Source organism: Bacillus pumilus, from assembly GCF_003431975.1.
GTDB classification, from domain to species: domain Bacteria; phylum Bacillota; class Bacilli; order Bacillales; family Bacillaceae; genus Bacillus; species Bacillus pumilus_N.
This window is the reverse complement of sequence record NZ_CP027116.1, coordinates 2,338,370-2,353,445: the sequence shown is the minus strand read 5'-3', so window position 1 is coordinate 2,353,445 and position 15,076 is coordinate 2,338,370. Positions and strand designations below refer to the sequence as shown.

Annotated in this window: 16 protein-coding genes; all 16 read left to right on the top strand. The window is 42.6% G+C overall.

Annotation, left to right across the window (positions count from 1 at the left end):
* The first annotated feature begins 2 nt into the window (after positions 1–2).
* On the top strand, positions 3–1,196 hold the full coding sequence (gene spoIIIAE, locus C5695_RS12190) for a stage III sporulation protein AE (protein WP_117730963.1): 1,194 nt from the start codon (positions 3–5) through the stop codon (positions 1,194–1,196).
* A 13-nt stretch (positions 1,197–1,209) separates the two neighbouring features.
* Positions 1,210–1,842 (top strand): stage III sporulation protein AF, encoded by a 633-nt coding sequence (gene spoIIIAF, locus C5695_RS12185; RefSeq protein WP_117730962.1) that lies wholly within the window; start codon positions 1,210–1,212, stop codon positions 1,840–1,842.
* Positions 1,835–2,509 carry a stage III sporulation protein AG gene (gene spoIIIAG / locus C5695_RS12180; RefSeq protein WP_117730961.1) on the top strand — a complete coding sequence of 225 codons (675 nt, stop codon included), beginning with the start codon at positions 1,835–1,837 and terminating at the stop codon, positions 2,507–2,509. Before spoIIIAF ends, spoIIIAG begins: the two co-directional genes overlap by 8 nt.
* Positions 2,509–3,141, top strand: a complete 633-nt coding sequence (locus tag C5695_RS12175; RefSeq protein WP_187441303.1) for a SpoIIIAH-like family protein — start codon at positions 2,509–2,511, stop codon at positions 3,139–3,141. Before spoIIIAG ends, C5695_RS12175 begins: the two co-directional genes overlap by 1 nt.
* Before the next feature lie 195 nt (positions 3,142–3,336).
* Positions 3,337–3,819 carry an acetyl-CoA carboxylase biotin carboxyl carrier protein gene (gene accB / locus C5695_RS12170; RefSeq protein WP_117730959.1) on the top strand — a complete coding sequence of 161 codons (483 nt, stop codon included), beginning with the start codon at positions 3,337–3,339 and terminating at the stop codon, positions 3,817–3,819.
* An 11-nt stretch (positions 3,820–3,830) separates the two neighbouring features.
* Positions 3,831–5,180, top strand: a complete 1,350-nt coding sequence (gene accC / locus C5695_RS12165; protein WP_117730958.1) for an acetyl-CoA carboxylase biotin carboxylase subunit — start codon at positions 3,831–3,833, stop codon at positions 5,178–5,180.
* A gap of 25 nt (positions 5,181–5,205) precedes the next feature.
* Positions 5,206–5,613 (top strand): Asp23/Gls24 family envelope stress response protein, encoded by a 408-nt coding sequence (locus C5695_RS12160; RefSeq protein WP_187441820.1) that lies wholly within the window; start codon positions 5,206–5,208, stop codon positions 5,611–5,613.
* A 209-nt stretch (positions 5,614–5,822) separates the two neighbouring features.
* Complete coding sequence (gene nusB / locus C5695_RS12155; protein WP_117730956.1) at positions 5,823–6,218, top strand: transcription antitermination factor NusB; 396 nt, start codon at positions 5,823–5,825, stop codon at positions 6,216–6,218.
* An 11-nt stretch (positions 6,219–6,229) separates the two neighbouring features.
* Positions 6,230–7,081, top strand: coding sequence for a bifunctional methylenetetrahydrofolate dehydrogenase/methenyltetrahydrofolate cyclohydrolase FolD (gene folD, locus C5695_RS12150; protein WP_117730955.1), 852 nt, complete (start codon positions 6,230–6,232; stop codon positions 7,079–7,081).
* A 70-nt stretch (positions 7,082–7,151) separates the two neighbouring features.
* Entirely contained in the window at positions 7,152–8,498 is a 1,347-nt protein-coding gene (xseA, locus tag C5695_RS12145; protein ID WP_117730954.1) for an exodeoxyribonuclease VII large subunit, read from the top strand.
* The gene (locus C5695_RS12140; protein WP_003215880.1) at positions 8,495–8,755 is read left to right on the top strand and encodes an exodeoxyribonuclease VII small subunit; all 261 of its coding nucleotides are present in this window, start codon (positions 8,495–8,497) and stop codon (positions 8,753–8,755) included. The genes xseA and C5695_RS12140 overlap by 4 nt, the downstream gene beginning before the upstream one ends.
* On the top strand, positions 8,739–9,635 hold the full coding sequence (locus C5695_RS12135; RefSeq protein ID WP_187441297.1) for a polyprenyl synthetase family protein: 897 nt from the start codon (positions 8,739–8,741) through the stop codon (positions 9,633–9,635). Before C5695_RS12140 ends, C5695_RS12135 begins: the two co-directional genes overlap by 17 nt.
* Positions 9,636–9,785: 150 nt before the next feature.
* Complete coding sequence (gene dxs, locus C5695_RS12130; RefSeq protein ID WP_117730952.1) at positions 9,786–11,687, top strand: 1-deoxy-D-xylulose-5-phosphate synthase; 1,902 nt, start codon at positions 9,786–9,788, stop codon at positions 11,685–11,687.
* The gene (locus C5695_RS12125) at positions 11,684–12,538 is read left to right on the top strand and encodes a TlyA family RNA methyltransferase (protein ID WP_117730951.1); all 855 of its coding nucleotides are present in this window, start codon (positions 11,684–11,686) and stop codon (positions 12,536–12,538) included. Before dxs ends, C5695_RS12125 begins: the two co-directional genes overlap by 4 nt.
* Positions 12,539–12,701: 163 nt before the next feature.
* Positions 12,702–13,151: a transcriptional regulator AhrC/ArgR gene (ahrC, locus tag C5695_RS12120; RefSeq protein WP_117730950.1), complete on the top strand. Its 450-nt coding sequence runs from the start codon at positions 12,702–12,704 to the stop codon at positions 13,149–13,151.
* A gap of 33 nt (positions 13,152–13,184) precedes the next feature.
* Positions 13,185–14,918: a DNA repair protein RecN gene (gene recN / locus C5695_RS12115; RefSeq protein WP_117730949.1), complete on the top strand. Its 1,734-nt coding sequence runs from the start codon at positions 13,185–13,187 to the stop codon at positions 14,916–14,918.
* Positions 14,919–15,076 lie beyond the last annotated feature (158 nt).

Genomic DNA, 15,076 nt, shown 5'->3' with positions numbered 1-15,076 from the left:
CAATGAAACGGGTGACAGCTGTCATGGGGTTGATGCTTTTCTTTTGGCTGATTGCTCCGCAGGCAGGGGCAGAAGAAAAAGAGCCTTTATCAAATGAAGAACCAGTAGCAGAAGAAGTGGCGAATGGACAGGCTGATGCGCTTGAGCTTCATTCCATTAGCGACTTTTGGGAAACCATATTAGACGAGTATGGCGGCTTTCTGCCAGAAAGCCAAAAAGGCACAGTGAAGGAAATGATTGACGGCGACAAAGAGCTGTCTCCCCAAACGTGGCTGAAAGCCTTTGTTCATTATCTTTTTCACGAGGTCATTGCAAACGGGAAGCTTCTAGGCACACTGATTTTACTCACCATCTTTTGTTCGCTTTTGCAGCTTTTGCAGAGTGCGTTTGAGCAAAGCACTGTCAGTAAAGTCGCGTACGCTCTTGTTTATATGGTGCTGATCATTATTGCACTCAACAGCTTTCATGTGGCGATTTCCTATGCAACAGAAGCCATTCAAACGATGACCAGTTTTATTCTTGCTCTTATACCTCTTTTATTAGCACTTATTGCTTCATCAGGCGGGCTTGTCTCAGCCGGATTCTTTCATCCCGTTATTTTATTTTTGATGAATACGAGTGGCGTTTTTATTCAATATGTCGTTCTTCCACTCATTTTTTTATCTGCGATATTAAGCATTGTCAGCACGCTGACGGAGCAATACAAGGTCACACAGCTTGCCCAGCTATTAAGAAATGTGGCGATAGGCGGATTAGCCGTTTTTTTAACGGTCTTTCTTGGCGTCATTTCTGTGCAAGGTGCATCTGCAGCGATTACGGATGGGATCGCACTTCGTACGGCGAAATTTATTACCGGAAATTTTATCCCCGTCCTCGGCAGGATGTTTACAGATGCAACGGATACCGTTATTAGCGCCTCTGTATTACTCAAAAATACAGTCGGGCTTGTTGGAGTTGCCATTCTCATTTCAATTGCCGCTTTCCCTGCGATCAAAGTGCTCTCACTAGCCCTTATATATAAGCTTGCCGCAGCCATTCTTCAGCCGTTAGGAGGCGGGCCGATTATCAGCTGTCTTGATATCATTTCAAAAAGTGTTCTTTATATCTTTGCCGCGCTTGCTGTCGTGTCGCTCATGTTCTTTTTAAGCATTACCGTCATTATCACTGCTGGCAACTTGACCATGATGATGAAGTAAGGAGGGACACCTTTTGAGTTTTCTCACGGAATGGATCACAAGTATTATTCTCTTTATCTTATTTGCGATTGTTATTGATCTTCTGCTTCCCAATTCGAGTATGCAAAAGTACGCCAAAATGGTCGTCAGCCTGCTGTTGATCGTGGTGATGCTCAATCCGATCTTTGCTTTATTTCGGGCAGATCCTGATCAAATTTTCTCAGAATTGATGAAGGGGAACGAGCAAGCACAGTCAGAAGAAATAAAAAATCAAATGAATTTAGAAAAAAAAGAAATACAAGCCTCTCAGCGTGCATATATTTTAAAGCAAATGGCTGTCCAACTAGAAAAAAACGCAAAGGAGCCACTAAAGAAGGAGAGCTATGAAATGAAACACGTAGAAGTGCTGGCAGATGAGGAGTACCTGGATCAGAATATGGAGGCAGATCAATTTCGCATCAAAGCAGTGCTTTCCCCGCTCACAGGTGATGCTGTCGAAACGGTGGCGAAGGTGGACATTGATCTCTCCAGTCAAAAGGAGGAAAGCGCTGGATCTTCTAGCAATGAGATCAAGAGGGTGAAAAAGACACTTGCTGATGTTTGGAATACGAGTCCTGAGCACATTTCGCTGAACATTGAGGGAGGTGACGCAGCAGATCATGAATAACAAGGACTGGAAACAAAAGCTGAAATCATTCTTCCAGCCGCCTGAAAAAGGAGAAGGGAAACCAAAATTAACGAAGCACCATTACTTGCTGCTTGTATTCATTATCGGCGTATCTTTCATGTTAGTCAGCCAGATCTTGTCACCGCCATCAAAAAAAGAACAGGCTGCCGTTCCTGCTTCTAAAGAAACATCCTCACAAGAGCAGCAGGAGGTATTCAAGCCGGCATCCTCAGGCAAATCAAAGAATTCGATTGAGGATGTGGAACAAGAATACGAAAATCAGCTGAAAGAAATTTTAGAGACCATCATTGGCGTTGAGGATGTATCAATTGTGGTCAATGTAGACGCAACTTCTTTAAAAGTGTTTGAAAAAAACAAATCCAATAAAAGCACCACGACCGAGGAAACAGATAAAGAAGGCGGCGTGCGAAGTGTGACCGATCAAACAAAAGAAGAAGAAATCGTCATCATCAAAAATGGCAATGAAGAAACACCTGTAGTGGTTCAAACGAAAAAACCAAATATTCGAGGTGTCCTCGTTGTTGCTCAAGGAGTAGACAACGTTCAAATAAAGAAAACCATCATTGAAGCGGTTACACGAGTGCTTGATGTACCGAGCCATAGAGTGGCTGTTGCCCCTAAAAAAATCAAGGAGGATTCGGAATGATGTTAAAAAAACAAACGGTTTGGCTATTAACGATGCTAAGTTTAGTTGTCGTCTTAAGTGTGTACTATATCATGTCTCCACAAGGTGAAAATGCAGTGACAGTAGAAGATATGAAATCAAAAGGAACAGAAGAGAAAAAGACTGAAACAGAAAAAGGAATGGATAAAGGAAAGGAAAAAGGCACTGATGAGAAGTCCACTGACAAAGAAACAAATGGCAAACAAGAGGATATCGAAACAAGCGGTGAAGAAGGAAAGGCTGTGTCAGAGCAAACAGACGATGAGCTTTTTACAACATACAGACTAGAGCTTGAAGACAAACGAAGCAAACAGCGTGAAGAGTTCAACGAAATCGTGTCCAGCGATGATGCAACAGCACAAGAAAAAAGTGAAGCGTATGATCAAATGACAGCGCTTAGTGAAGCAGAAGGAACGGAGCGTCAGCTTGAAACCTTAATTAAAACAAAAGGTTATAAAGATGCGCTAGTGAGTGCTGAAGGAGATAAAGTAAGCATCACAGTTCGTTCTGACAAAAAATCGAAGTCCCAAGCGGCTGATATTATTGATATGGTCACAAAAGAAATGAGAGGTCTTGATAACGTAGCTGTCACTTTTGAGCCCTCCAATCAATAAAAAATGAACAGGCGCCCTTTGCTGAAAAGGGCGTTTTTTGATGCGGCTTGAAGCCCTCTCTGACGTGCTTTTGCGAGGCGCTTCGCCACAATAGTAGTTGAATTCATTGAAATCCTCCTGTAAGATGGTTATAGTATGTACTTTTAGTACTAGCCTATAAGAAAAAGATAAATCCATACATAGGGGTGCAAATCCATGTTAAAAATTGAAGAAATTCATGAACTGATCAAATTAATTGACGAATCTACAATCGATGAATTTACGTACGAAAACGAAGGTGCAAAAATCAAACTGAAGAAAAATAAAGAAGTCGTTCAGCAAGTTGCGGCACAAGCACCAGTGGCTCCTGTCCAAGCAGCTCCAGCTCAACAAGCTCCTAAAGCACAAGCTCCAGCTCAGACCGAAGCCCCTGCACAAGAGGCAAGTGCGTCTGAAAATCTGCATAAAATCACATCCCCAATGGTTGGCACATTTTATGCTTCATCTTCACCAGAAGCAGACCCATACGTGACAACAGGTTCTAAGGTGAAGGAAAACACAGTCGTGTGCATCGTAGAAGCGATGAAACTGTTTAATGAAATCGAAGCAGAAGTAAAAGGTGAAATCGTCGAAGTATTAGCTGAGAACGGTCAGCTTGTAGAATTCGGACAACCCCTCTTTCTAGTGAAAGCAGAGTAAGGAGTACGATCATGATTAAAAAGCTATTAATTGCAAACAGAGGAGAAATCGCAGTTAGAATTATCCGCGCTTGTAAAGAGCTTGGAATTGAAACCGTTGCGGTATTTTCTGAAGCGGATCGCGATGCGCTTCATGTTCAAATGGCTGATGAAGCATATTGCATCGGACCGACTGCTTCTAAAGATAGTTATTTAAATGTCACGAATATTGTCAGTGTCGCAAAATTAACAGGAACAGATGCCATCCATCCAGGATACGGCTTCCTTGCTGAAAATGCAGACTTCGCAGAGCTTTGCGAGGAGTGCAATGTCATCTTTGTTGGACCAACTGCGTCTGCCATTTCCAAAATGGGAACGAAAGATGTTGCAAGGGAAACAATGAAAAATGCCGGCGTACCGATTGTTCCTGGTTCTCAAGGAATTGTAAAAGATCTTGATGACGCCGTTTCAACAGCAGCAAGTATTGGGTATCCTGTTATTATTAAAGCAACTGCCGGCGGCGGCGGTAAAGGAATCCGTGTGGCTCGCACAGAAGAAGAGCTCATTAACGGAGTGACCATCACGCAGCAGGAAGCAGCGCAGAATTTTGGAAACCCTGGTGTCTATTTGGAGAAATTCATTGAAGACTTTAGACATGTGGAAATCCAAGTGCTTGCAGATCAGCATGGTCATACCATTCATTTAGGAGAGCGTGATTGCTCTATCCAAAGAAGAATGCAAAAGCTTCTTGAAGAAACGCCATCACCAGCGCTGAATGCAGACATCCGTGAGCAAATGGGTGAAGCAGCGGTAAAAGCAGCAGAAGCTGTTGAATACACTGGTGCTGGAACGGTCGAATTCATTTATGATTATAATGAAGAGAAGTTCTACTTCATGGAAATGAATACCCGTATTCAAGTAGAGCATCCTGTAACAGAAATGGTCACTGGAGTTGACCTGATCAAAGAACAGATCAAAGTTGCATCAGGTGAGAAGCTTTCTCTTACACAAGAGGATGTCGTTTATGAAGGATGGGCAATCGAATGCCGTATTAATGCAGAGAACCCAGAGAAAAACTTCATGCCATCAGCTGGTGAAATTAAAATGTATCTTCCACCAGGTGGTCTAGGCGTACGAGTTGATTCTGCCGCTTATCCGGGCTATGTGATTCCGCCATATTACGATAGTATGATTGCAAAAGTCATCACATATGCTAAGACGAGAGAAGAAGCGATTGCGAAAATGAAACGCGCACTTCAAGAATTCGTCATTGAAGGAGTCTATACCACGATCCCGTTCCATCTAAGATTGCTTGAGCATGAAACATTTGTGAGTGGTAATTTTAATACGAAGTTTTTAGAAACATACCAAATCATGAAATAATCACAGCTTTCGGAGGTGAATGATCGTGTCAGAAAACAATTTGCTTGAAATGAACCTTGATGAGGATCAATTGGGAAAAGTGCAAATTGCACCAGAAGTGATTGAGGTCATTGCTGGGATCGCCGCTTCAGAAGTCGAAGGCATTGCCGAAATGCGCGGCAATTTCGCTAATGATGTAGCAGAACGCTTTGGTAAGAAAAATCACCGTAAAGGTGTAAAAGTAGATGTCTCTGATGAAGGCATCACAATTGATGTGTATTGTGTGGTTGAATTTGGCCTATCTATTCCAAAGGTATCCACCGCTGTACAAGAAAATATCCGTCAAACCCTTTTGAACATGACTGCCTTAACGATTAATGAAATCAATATTCATGTCGTGGGTATTCAATTTGATACAAAATCAGCTGAGGCTGAAGTAGAGCAGGAAATGTAAAAAAGGGTTCAAGTAAAACCAAGGAGGCATCGCCTCTTTGGTTTTTTAAAGCCCATTTTTGGGTCATTTTAAACCATAATGAACTCACGCGAGGGTTGATTCGTTTTTCGTGACAGCTCGCATGGATCTTGGTGCGACCACGGTCAAAATATGTTATGATCTCTGTATGGCTTAACGACAAGCGGATAAAGTGGTTAAAGGAGTAAATAATGAAAAGAAGAACTGCAAGAGAAAAGGCGCTACAAACATTATTTCAAATTGATGTGAGCAATATTGAACCGAAAGAGGCCATTACACATGCGCTGGATGAACAAGAATCAGATCCTTTTTTCGAGGAGCTGGTTTTCGGTGTGCTTGAACAAAAGGACAAGCTTGATGACATGATTTCACAGCATCTGGTGAATTGGAAACTCGATCGTATTGCAAACGTAGACAGAGCCATTTTAAGGCTGTCTGTGTACGAGATGGTGTATCAAGAAGACATCCCGGTTAGTGTCTCAATGAATGAAGCGATTGAACTGGCCAAATTATTCGGTGATGATAAAGCGCCGAAATTTGTCAATGGTGTACTTTCAAACATTAAAAACGACCTAAAGCAGCAATAGGAGGATTCGACATGACAGCAACAATCATCGATGGGAAAGAAACAGCAAAAGAAAAGCGTGAGCAATTAGCAAAAGAAGTAGAAGAGCTAAAACAAAAAGGTGTCACACCTGGTCTTGCCGTTATTCTAATCGGTGATGATCCGGCTTCACTTTCTTACGTACGCGGAAAGAAAAAAGCAGCAGAAGCAATGGGCATGCATTTCCAGCTTGATCATTTAGATGCTTCTTTAACAGAAGAAGAATTGCTTCAACTGATTGATCAGTACAATGCGAATGACCAATTCCACGGAATTCTTGTACAGCTTCCACTGCCAAAACATATTTCTGAAAAAGCCGTTATTGAACGTATTTCACCAGAGAAAGATGTGGATGGTTTCCATCCATTAAATATCGGTAAAATGTTGCTTGGGGAAGATACATTCCTTCCATGTACACCGGCAGGCATTGTTGAATTACTGAACAAAACGGGCGTCAGTCTTTCTGGAAAAGAAGTCGTTGTTGTGGGACGAAGCAATATTGTCGGCAAACCAGTAGGGCAATTGCTGTTAAACGAAAACGCAACGGTTACGTACTGCCATTCAAGAACAGCGAATATTTCAGAACATACGTTAAAAGCGGACATTTTAGTTGTTGCCGTCGGTCGAGCAAACTTTATTAAAGCTGACCAAATCAAAGAAGGTGCGATTGTTATCGATGTCGGCGTCAATCGTTTGGAGAGCGGGAAGCTTGTGGGAGATGTTGATTTTGAAGAGGCAAAAGAAAAAGCTTCTTACATCACACCAGTCCCTGGCGGAGTAGGTCCAATGACAATTACGATGCTTGCACATAATACGGTTAAATCAGCAAAACGTACATTAGCATAAGCTTTATCCATTCATCCACCTGCTTGCTGCCGGTGGATGAATGTGCGTTTTTGAAGAGGAGGAATACGTCATGAGTGAAAAAGCCTTTGTGACGGTCACAGCCCTTACAAAATACATAAAAAGAAAATTTGATGTTGATCCGCATTTAGAAGATATTTGGATTAAAGGTGAGCTATCCAATGTCAAGATTCATTCAAGAGGACATGTGTACTTCACCTTAAAAGACGAAAATGCACGCATGCAAGCTGTCATGTTCCAGCGCACTGCGGCGAAGCTGCCTTTTTCACCAAAAAGTGGAATGAAAGTGTTCGTACGCGGCGGGATTCAAGTATATGAACCAAGCGGCAACTATCAATTATATGCAAAAGAAATGCAGCCTGATGGTGTTGGTGCTCTTCATCTTGCTTATGAAGAGCTGAAGAAAAAGCTGGCAAATGAAGGCTTATTTGATGCGCGCTATAAAAAAGCAATTCCTGAATATCCAGAGGTTGTGGGTGTGATTACGTCCCCAACAGGAGCGGCTGTTCGAGATGTCATTACGACCATCAATCGGCGCTATCAGCAGGCGAAAATCATTGTGCTCCCGGCGCTCGTCCAAGGTGAACATGCGACTCGTTCCATCGTAGAACGAATCAAGGAAGCCAATGAAAAAAACCTCTGTGATGTTTTAATTGTCGGAAGAGGGGGCGGTTCGATTGAAGAGCTTTGGGCCTTTAATGAAGAAGCTGTCGCAAGAGCAATTTTCGCATCAGACATTCCAATCATTTCTGCAGTTGGACACGAAACTGACTTTACGATCAGTGATTTCACTGCAGACATGAGAGCACCCACACCAACAGGAGCAGCAGAGCTAGCTGTTCCAAGCACAACAGATTTAATTGAACGAATCAAATCAATCGATATTCGGCTGACTAGAGCTGTAAAGAATCGCACCTCCCAAGCAAAAGACCGTCTTGTGACGCTGCAATCCTCTTACGCCTTCCGTTTTCCAAAACGATTACAAGAGCAAAAAGAGCAGCAATTCGATGTGGTATTTGACCGTTTTCAAAAACAGCTGACGAGACAAGTTGAGCAAAAACGCAGTCAATTAGACCGGCAGACATACAGGCTGAAGCCGCTTCATCCAAAAGAGCAGCTTCTTCAGGCGAAAAAACGTCATGCCAATGAAACAGAACAGCTCGTTCGGAGCATGAATGTGCAAATGAAAACAATTCATTCGCAGTTCCAATCTGTTCTTGGTAAACTAAATGCATTAAATCCACTACAAGTGATGGAAAGAGGCTACAGTTTAGCCTATAAAGAAGATGAACTGATAAAAAGTGTGAACCAAGTAGAGACGAAGGATCAACTGACCATCACCATGAAGGATGGGCGTCTCGTTTGTGAGGTTATTGAGAAGGAGGGGCAATCATCATGACAGAATCCAATAAACAAAAAGAAGAACAAATGACATTTGAAGAGGCGATGAAAGGCCTTGAGGAGATTGTAGGGAAGCTCGAAGAAGGAGATGTACCACTTGAGCAAGCCATACATTATTTCCAAGAAGGAATGACCCTTTCAAAGCTTTGTCATGAAAAATTACAGCATGTTGAAAAGCAAATGGATTTCATTTTGAAAGAGGACGGTGAGCTGGCTCCTTTCTCAGTGAAGGAGGCAGATGCTGGTGACAAGTAATTTAAATGAATTTTTAACAACACGAAAAAAGGCCATTGAAGATTATTTATTTACATATGTTCAGGAATTGACGATTCCAGAAGAGCTGAAATCTTCAATGCTCTATTCTCTTAAAGCGGGTGGGAAAAGGCTTCGACCTGTTCTCGTTCTTGCTCTATTACATGCCTACGGTAAAAACGAAGAAGATGGCATACCTGTCGGCTGTGCGGTCGAGATGATTCATACGTATTCATTGATACATGATGACCTTCCATGCATGGACGACGATGATCTTCGCAGAGGGAAGCCGACAAATCACAAAGTTTACGGAGAAGCAACAGCGGTTCTCGCAGGAGATGCACTTTTGACAGAAAGCTTCCGCCTTATTACATCACAGCTGTCTAGCAGCATCTCAGCTGACCAAAAGATTAGAATCGTCGATGAGCTTGTGAAGTCCGCAGGGGCACTAGGAATGGTTGGCGGTCAATTTGATGACATGGAAGCAGAGCAAAAACAAGTATCGCTCGCTGAACTAGAATCCATTCACGCCCGTAAAACAGGAAAACTCCTCACATTTAGCGTCGCAGCAGGTGCAATGTTGGCAGGGGCATCAGATGACGATATCGAAAAGCTAAGGGAATTCAGCTATCATATCGGCATTGCGTTTCAAATTCGTGATGACATTTTAGATCTTGAAGGAAGCGAAGAGAAAATCGGGAAACGGGTCGGCTCCGATACAGTAAATGAAAAGTCGACATATCCTTCTTTATTAACGCTTTCAGGAGCAAAAGAAAAGCTGGATGAGCATATCACACGTGCAAAAGAAATAGTCTCAAATCTTGAATTAGAGCAGCAATTGCTGCATGATTTATGTGATCTGATTGCCTCAAGAGATCATTAAAAACAGCCTAGATTTGAGGGTCTTCGAGCAATTGTGGTAAACTGTAAACAGTTTATCATGATGAGACAACTCTTATTCCCAGTTGGTTTTCTTAGGAATAAGGCATTATATATGTATATAGAAATTTTGTTGAAAGCGAGTTGATCCTGATTGGATCTTTTATCAATAAAAAATCCAACGTTTCTAAAAGGAATGTCAAATGCAGAATTAGAGGAGCTTAGTGCTGACATTCGTATGTTTTTAATTGAGTCCTTAGCTAGCTCTGGCGGGCATATCGGTCCGAACCTTGGGGTTGTTGAACTCACAGTCGCGCTTCATAAAGTATTTGACAGCCCGAAAGACAAATTCCTCTGGGATGTTGGACATCAGTCTTACGTTCATAAACTGTTAACTGGAAGAGGGGCGGAGTTTGATACACTTCGTCAATACAAAGGGCTTTGCGGTTTTCCTAAACGAAATGAAAGTGAACATGACGTTTGGGAGACTGGTCACAGTTCAACCTCGTTATCTGGTGCGATGGGTATGGCAGCAGCGCGTGATATTAAAGGAACAGATGAATATATCCTGCCGATTATTGGAGATGGTGCACTAACCGGAGGTATGGCACTAGAAGCCTTGAATCATATCGGTGATGAAAAGAAAGATATGATTGTCATATTAAATGACAACGAAATGAGTATTGCACCAAACGTCGGTGCGATTCACACGATGCTTGGCCGATTGCGCACAGCTGGTAAATACCAATGGGTAAAGGACGAACTCGAATATTTATTCAAGCGTATTCCAGCAGTAGGTGGAAAGCTTGCTGCCACAGCAGAGCGAATCAAAGACAGTCTTAAATACTTACTTGTGTCTGGCATGTTCTTTGAGGAAATGGGATTTACCTACTTAGGCCCTGTCGATGGACATTCATATGAAGATCTCTTTGAAAATCTTGAATATGCAAAGAAAACGAAAGGTCCTGTCCTTCTCCATGTCATCACGAAAAAAGGAAAAGGCTATCAGCCGGCAGAATCTGATAAAATCGGAACTTGGCACGGTACTGGTCCATACAAAATCGATACAGGTGATTTCGTGAAACCGACAGCCGCTGCGCCGTCATGGAGCGGGCTTGTTAGTGAAACGGTCAGAAAGCTGGCGCGGGAAGATGAACGGATTGTTGCAATCACGCCTGCGATGCCAGTTGGCTCAAAGCTTGAAGGCTTTGCAAAGGAATTTCCAGAGCGAATGTTTGATGTCGGAATTGCTGAGCAGCATGCAGCCACAATGGCAGCTGGGCTTGCAACTCAGAATATGAAGCCATTTTTAGCGATTTATTCAACGTTCCTGCAAAGAGCCTATGACCAAGTGCTGCACGATATTTGCCGCCAGAACCTCAATGTGTTTATTGGTATTGACCGTGCGGGTCTTGTTGGTGCAGATGGAGAAACACATCAAGGTGTGTTTGACATTGCTTTCATGCGTCATATGCCGAATATGGTGCTTATGATGCCAAAGGATGAAAATGAAGGGCAACACATGGTCAATACAGCCATTCAGTATGATGACGGTCCTATTGCTATGCGCTTCCCGCGTGGAAATGGGCTGGGTGTGAAAATGGATGAACAGCTGAAAACCATTCCGATTGGTTCTTGGGAGGTTCTTCGTCCAGGGAAGGATGCCGTGATTTTAACATTTGGTACAACGATTAAAATGGCGCTCCAAGCAGCAGAAGAACTTCAAAAAGAAGGGAAATCGGTTCGTGTCGTTAATGCTCGTTTTATTAAGCCTCTTGATGAAGTGATGTTAAATGACATTCTTGCTGAAGGTATTCCGATTTTAACGATTGAAGAAGCTGTGCTCCAAGGCGGATTTGGCAGCAGCGTCTTAGAATATATACACGACAAAAAAGCATCTCATATTAAAGTAGAACGCATGGGCATTCCAGATGAATTTATTGAGCATGGAAGTGTCGATGCCCTGCTTGAAGAAATTGGTCTGACGAAAGCACAGGTTGCTGAAACGTTACGTGACCTGCTTCCCGCAGCACCAAGAAAAGGAATTGGATCATGACATCAAAGAAAGAACGACTTGACGTTTTATTAGTCGAACAAGGACTAATGGAAACGAGAGAGAAAGCAAAGCGTGCCATCATGGCAGGGATCGTTTACTCAAATGAAAACCGTTTGGATAAACCAGGAGAGAAAATCGCTCGTGATACACCGCTTACGGTGAAAGGGAATCCACTGAAATATGTGAGCCGTGGCGGGTTAAAGCTCGAAAAAGCGCTCAAAGAATTCGACTTAACAGTAGGCGGAAAATTGCTAATTGATATTGGTTCGTCAACAGGCGGATTTACAGATTGTGCTCTTCAAAATGGAGCGGTCAAATCATATGCTGTTGATGTTGGCTATAATCAGCTTGCGTGGAAATTAAGGCAGGATGAGCGCGTCATCGTCATGGAGCGCACCAATTTCCGCCATTCCGTCCCAGCAGATTTCACTGAAGGATTGCCGGAAGTGGCGTCAATTGATGTCTCTTTTATTTCACTTAAACTCATCCTGCCAGCTTTAAAGCACATCCTTGTCCCAGGCGGGGACTGTATCGCACTCGTCAAGCCTCAATTTGAAGCAGGCAGGGAGCTTGTTGGAAAAAAAGGCATCGTGCGAGAACCGTCTGTCCACCTCGGTGTGCTGGAAGAGATGAATCAATTTGCTGCAAAAGAAGGCTATGATGTAAAGGATGTATCGTTTTCGCCTATTACCGGTGGGGATGGGAATATTGAATTCCTTCTCCATTTAGTGCTTCATCCTGAACAAGAAGACAATGCAGCACTTCCGGCTTCAGAGCTTGAGAAAGTCGTCAAGGAAGCCCATTCTGTATTGAAAGAAAAGAAAAACAGCCCTGAGCCGGCTGACACATGAAATCATTGAAACAAAAGGAATAATAGCTCGCTATTATTCCTTTTTACATGGTCAAAACACGAGAATGGATTGTTTCTCACGTAATGCTTGTTTTTTGAACTATGCTTCATATAACATAGAACGTAAAGACAAACTGAGAATGAAGCGCCTAGGGGGGTCAAAAATGAATAAAGGTCAAAGGCTGATTAAGATTAGAGAAATCATTGCAAGCCAAGAGATTGAAACACAAGACGAATTAGTCGATATTTTAAAAGCTGATGGATATAACATTACACAAGCGACCGTTTCAAGAGATATTAAAGAATTGCATTTAGTGAAAGTGCCGACGAACAATGGGACATATAAATACAGCCTTCCTGCGGATCAACGGTTTAACCCGTTGTCTAAACTGAAGCGATCCTTAATGGATGCATTTATAAAAATGGATGCTGCCAGTCATTTAATCGTCCTCAAAACCATGCCAGGGAATGCTCAGGCGATCGGGGCTTTAATGGATAATTTAGATTGGGAAGAAATTATGGGAACGATTTGCGGCGATGATACCATTTTGATTATTTGCCGTACACCGGATGATACGGAGATCGTTTCCAGTAAAATTTTAGAGCTTCTATAAAGAATTAGGTTTACAAAAAGAGGTGTCAAATGAGTGTTAGCAGAACTAACCATTAAAAACTTTGCAATCATTGAAGAGTTAACGGTTTCATTTGAAAAAGGACTCACGGTTCTCACAGGGGAAACAGGTGCCGGAAAATCGATTATGATTGATGCTGTCTCTCTTCTTGTGGGAGGAAGAGGGTCGTCTGAATACGTTCGTTATGGTGAAAAAAAAGCAGAGCTGGAAGGACTTTTTCTTGTACCAGCTGATCATCCTGTATTTGCTCTATGCAAAGAGCAGGGAATTGACGCATCAGATGAAATGATGATTCTTCGCCGTGACTTGAACCATAACGGAAAAAGCATCTGCCGCATCAATGGCAAGCTTGTCACGATCTCGCTTTTACGGGAGGTAGGACGCCTTTTACTCGATATACACGGGCAGCACGACAACCAGCTATTGATGGAGGATGAAAATCATCTGTATTTGCTCGATCAGTTTGGAGCAGAAGAAATTGCACCTGCTTTGTCACAATATCAGGAAGCGTATGAGCAATATACTAAGACAGCCCAAAAGTTAAAACAGCTCTCTGAAAATGAGCAAGAAATGGTGCACCGATTAGATTTACTGCAATTTCAGCTAGAGGAGATTGAAGCGGCACAATTAGAGCCGGGAGAAGATGAGAAGCTTCAGGAAGAGCGTCATCAAATCAGCAACTACGAAAAAATCTTTTCCTCGCTTCAAAACGCATATAACGCCTTGCGCAATGAGCAGGGAGGACTTGATTGGGTTGGTATGTCTTCAAGCGAGCTCGATCAGGTTTCTGACATCAATGACGATCTGAAAAAGCTATCTGAACAAGTGTCGAACTCCTATTACTTATTAGAGGATTCGACATTCCAAATGCGAAGCATGCTGGATCAATTAGAGTTCGACCCGGCGCGTCTTGATTTTATCGAATCAAGGTTGAATGAAATGAAGCAGTTGAAACGAAAATATGGTACAACGGTTGAGGACATTTTGGAGTATGCAGCGAAGATTGAAGAAGAAATCGATCAAATTCAAAATCGAGACAGCCACTTGCAGACACTCAAAAATAAATTGGATGCGATGAGCCGTGATGCCCTGCTGGAAGCACTCAACGTTTCGGAGCTCCGTAAAAAATGGGCCAAAAAGCTAGCGAAGGAAATTCAAGCGGAATTAAAGGATTTATATATGGAGAAGTCATCTTTTGACACAGCTTTTTCCATTCGGTATGCACCTTTTGGAAGCACAGACTTCCCGCTGCTAGATGGCAAGCCCGTCCAGCTCGGAAAAAACGGAATTGACCAAGCACAATTTGTCATTTCTACAAATACAGGCGAACCGATGAAATCTTTATCAAAAGTGGCCTCTGGTGGAGAAATTTCACGTGTCATGCTTGCCGTAAAGAGTATTTTCTCAGCCAAACAAGAAGTCACTTCCATTATTTTTGATGAGGTCGATACAGGAGTAAGCGGAAGAGTCGCACAGTCCATTGCCGAAAAAATTTACAAAGTAGCGGCTGGTTCACAAGTGCTCTGCATTACGCACCTCCCGCAAGTAGCAGCGATGGCCGACACACATCTCTTTATTTCTAAACGCTCTAAAGCCGGCAGAACACTGACGAGCGTCAAACCATTAAGTCATGAAGAAAAAGTGAGTGAAATTGGCCGGATGATTGCTGGTGTGGAAGTTACTGAGCTGACAAAACAACATGCAAAAGAATTGCTGCATCAAGCAAACGATGTCAAAACAACAGGGTAGCTGGAAAAACAGCTGCCTTTTTTATATTGTGTAAAATCGCTGTATATACCCACGCAATCGTCTTTTTCTTTTATCAAATTATCCAATCATTTTCTATAGGTGCCGGTTATAAATCCAAGCGAAGAAGGCAAAAGTAAAGATGTAGCCAAAACATGAGT

What these genes read in the sequence shown, in the direction of transcription:
- spoIIIAE (WP_117730963.1), top strand. Translation starts at nt 3, where the DNA reads ATGAAACGGGTGACAGCTGTCATGGGGTTGATGCTTTTCTTTTGGCTG.
- spoIIIAG (WP_117730961.1), top strand. Translation starts at nt 1,835, where the DNA reads ATGAATAACAAGGACTGGAAACAAAAGCTGAAATCATTCTTCCAGCCG.
- C5695_RS12175 (WP_187441303.1), top strand. Translation starts at nt 2,509, where the DNA reads ATGTTAAAAAAACAAACGGTTTGGCTATTAACGATGCTAAGTTTAGTT.
- accB (WP_117730959.1), top strand. Translation starts at nt 3,337, where the DNA reads ATGTTAAAAATTGAAGAAATTCATGAACTGATCAAATTAATTGACGAA.
- accC (WP_117730958.1), top strand. Translation starts at nt 3,831, where the DNA reads ATGATTAAAAAGCTATTAATTGCAAACAGAGGAGAAATCGCAGTTAGA.
- nusB (WP_117730956.1), top strand. Translation starts at nt 5,823, where the DNA reads ATGAAAAGAAGAACTGCAAGAGAAAAGGCGCTACAAACATTATTTCAA.
- folD (WP_117730955.1), top strand. Translation starts at nt 6,230, where the DNA reads ATGACAGCAACAATCATCGATGGGAAAGAAACAGCAAAAGAAAAGCGT.
- xseA (WP_117730954.1), top strand. Translation starts at nt 7,152, where the DNA reads ATGAGTGAAAAAGCCTTTGTGACGGTCACAGCCCTTACAAAATACATA.
- C5695_RS12140 (WP_003215880.1), top strand. Translation starts at nt 8,495, where the DNA reads ATGACAGAATCCAATAAACAAAAAGAAGAACAAATGACATTTGAAGAG.
- C5695_RS12135 (WP_187441297.1), top strand. Translation starts at nt 8,739, where the DNA reads ATGCTGGTGACAAGTAATTTAAATGAATTTTTAACAACACGAAAAAAG.
- C5695_RS12125 (WP_117730951.1), top strand. Translation starts at nt 11,684, where the DNA reads ATGACATCAAAGAAAGAACGACTTGACGTTTTATTAGTCGAACAAGGA.
- ahrC (WP_117730950.1), top strand. Translation starts at nt 12,702, where the DNA reads ATGAATAAAGGTCAAAGGCTGATTAAGATTAGAGAAATCATTGCAAGC.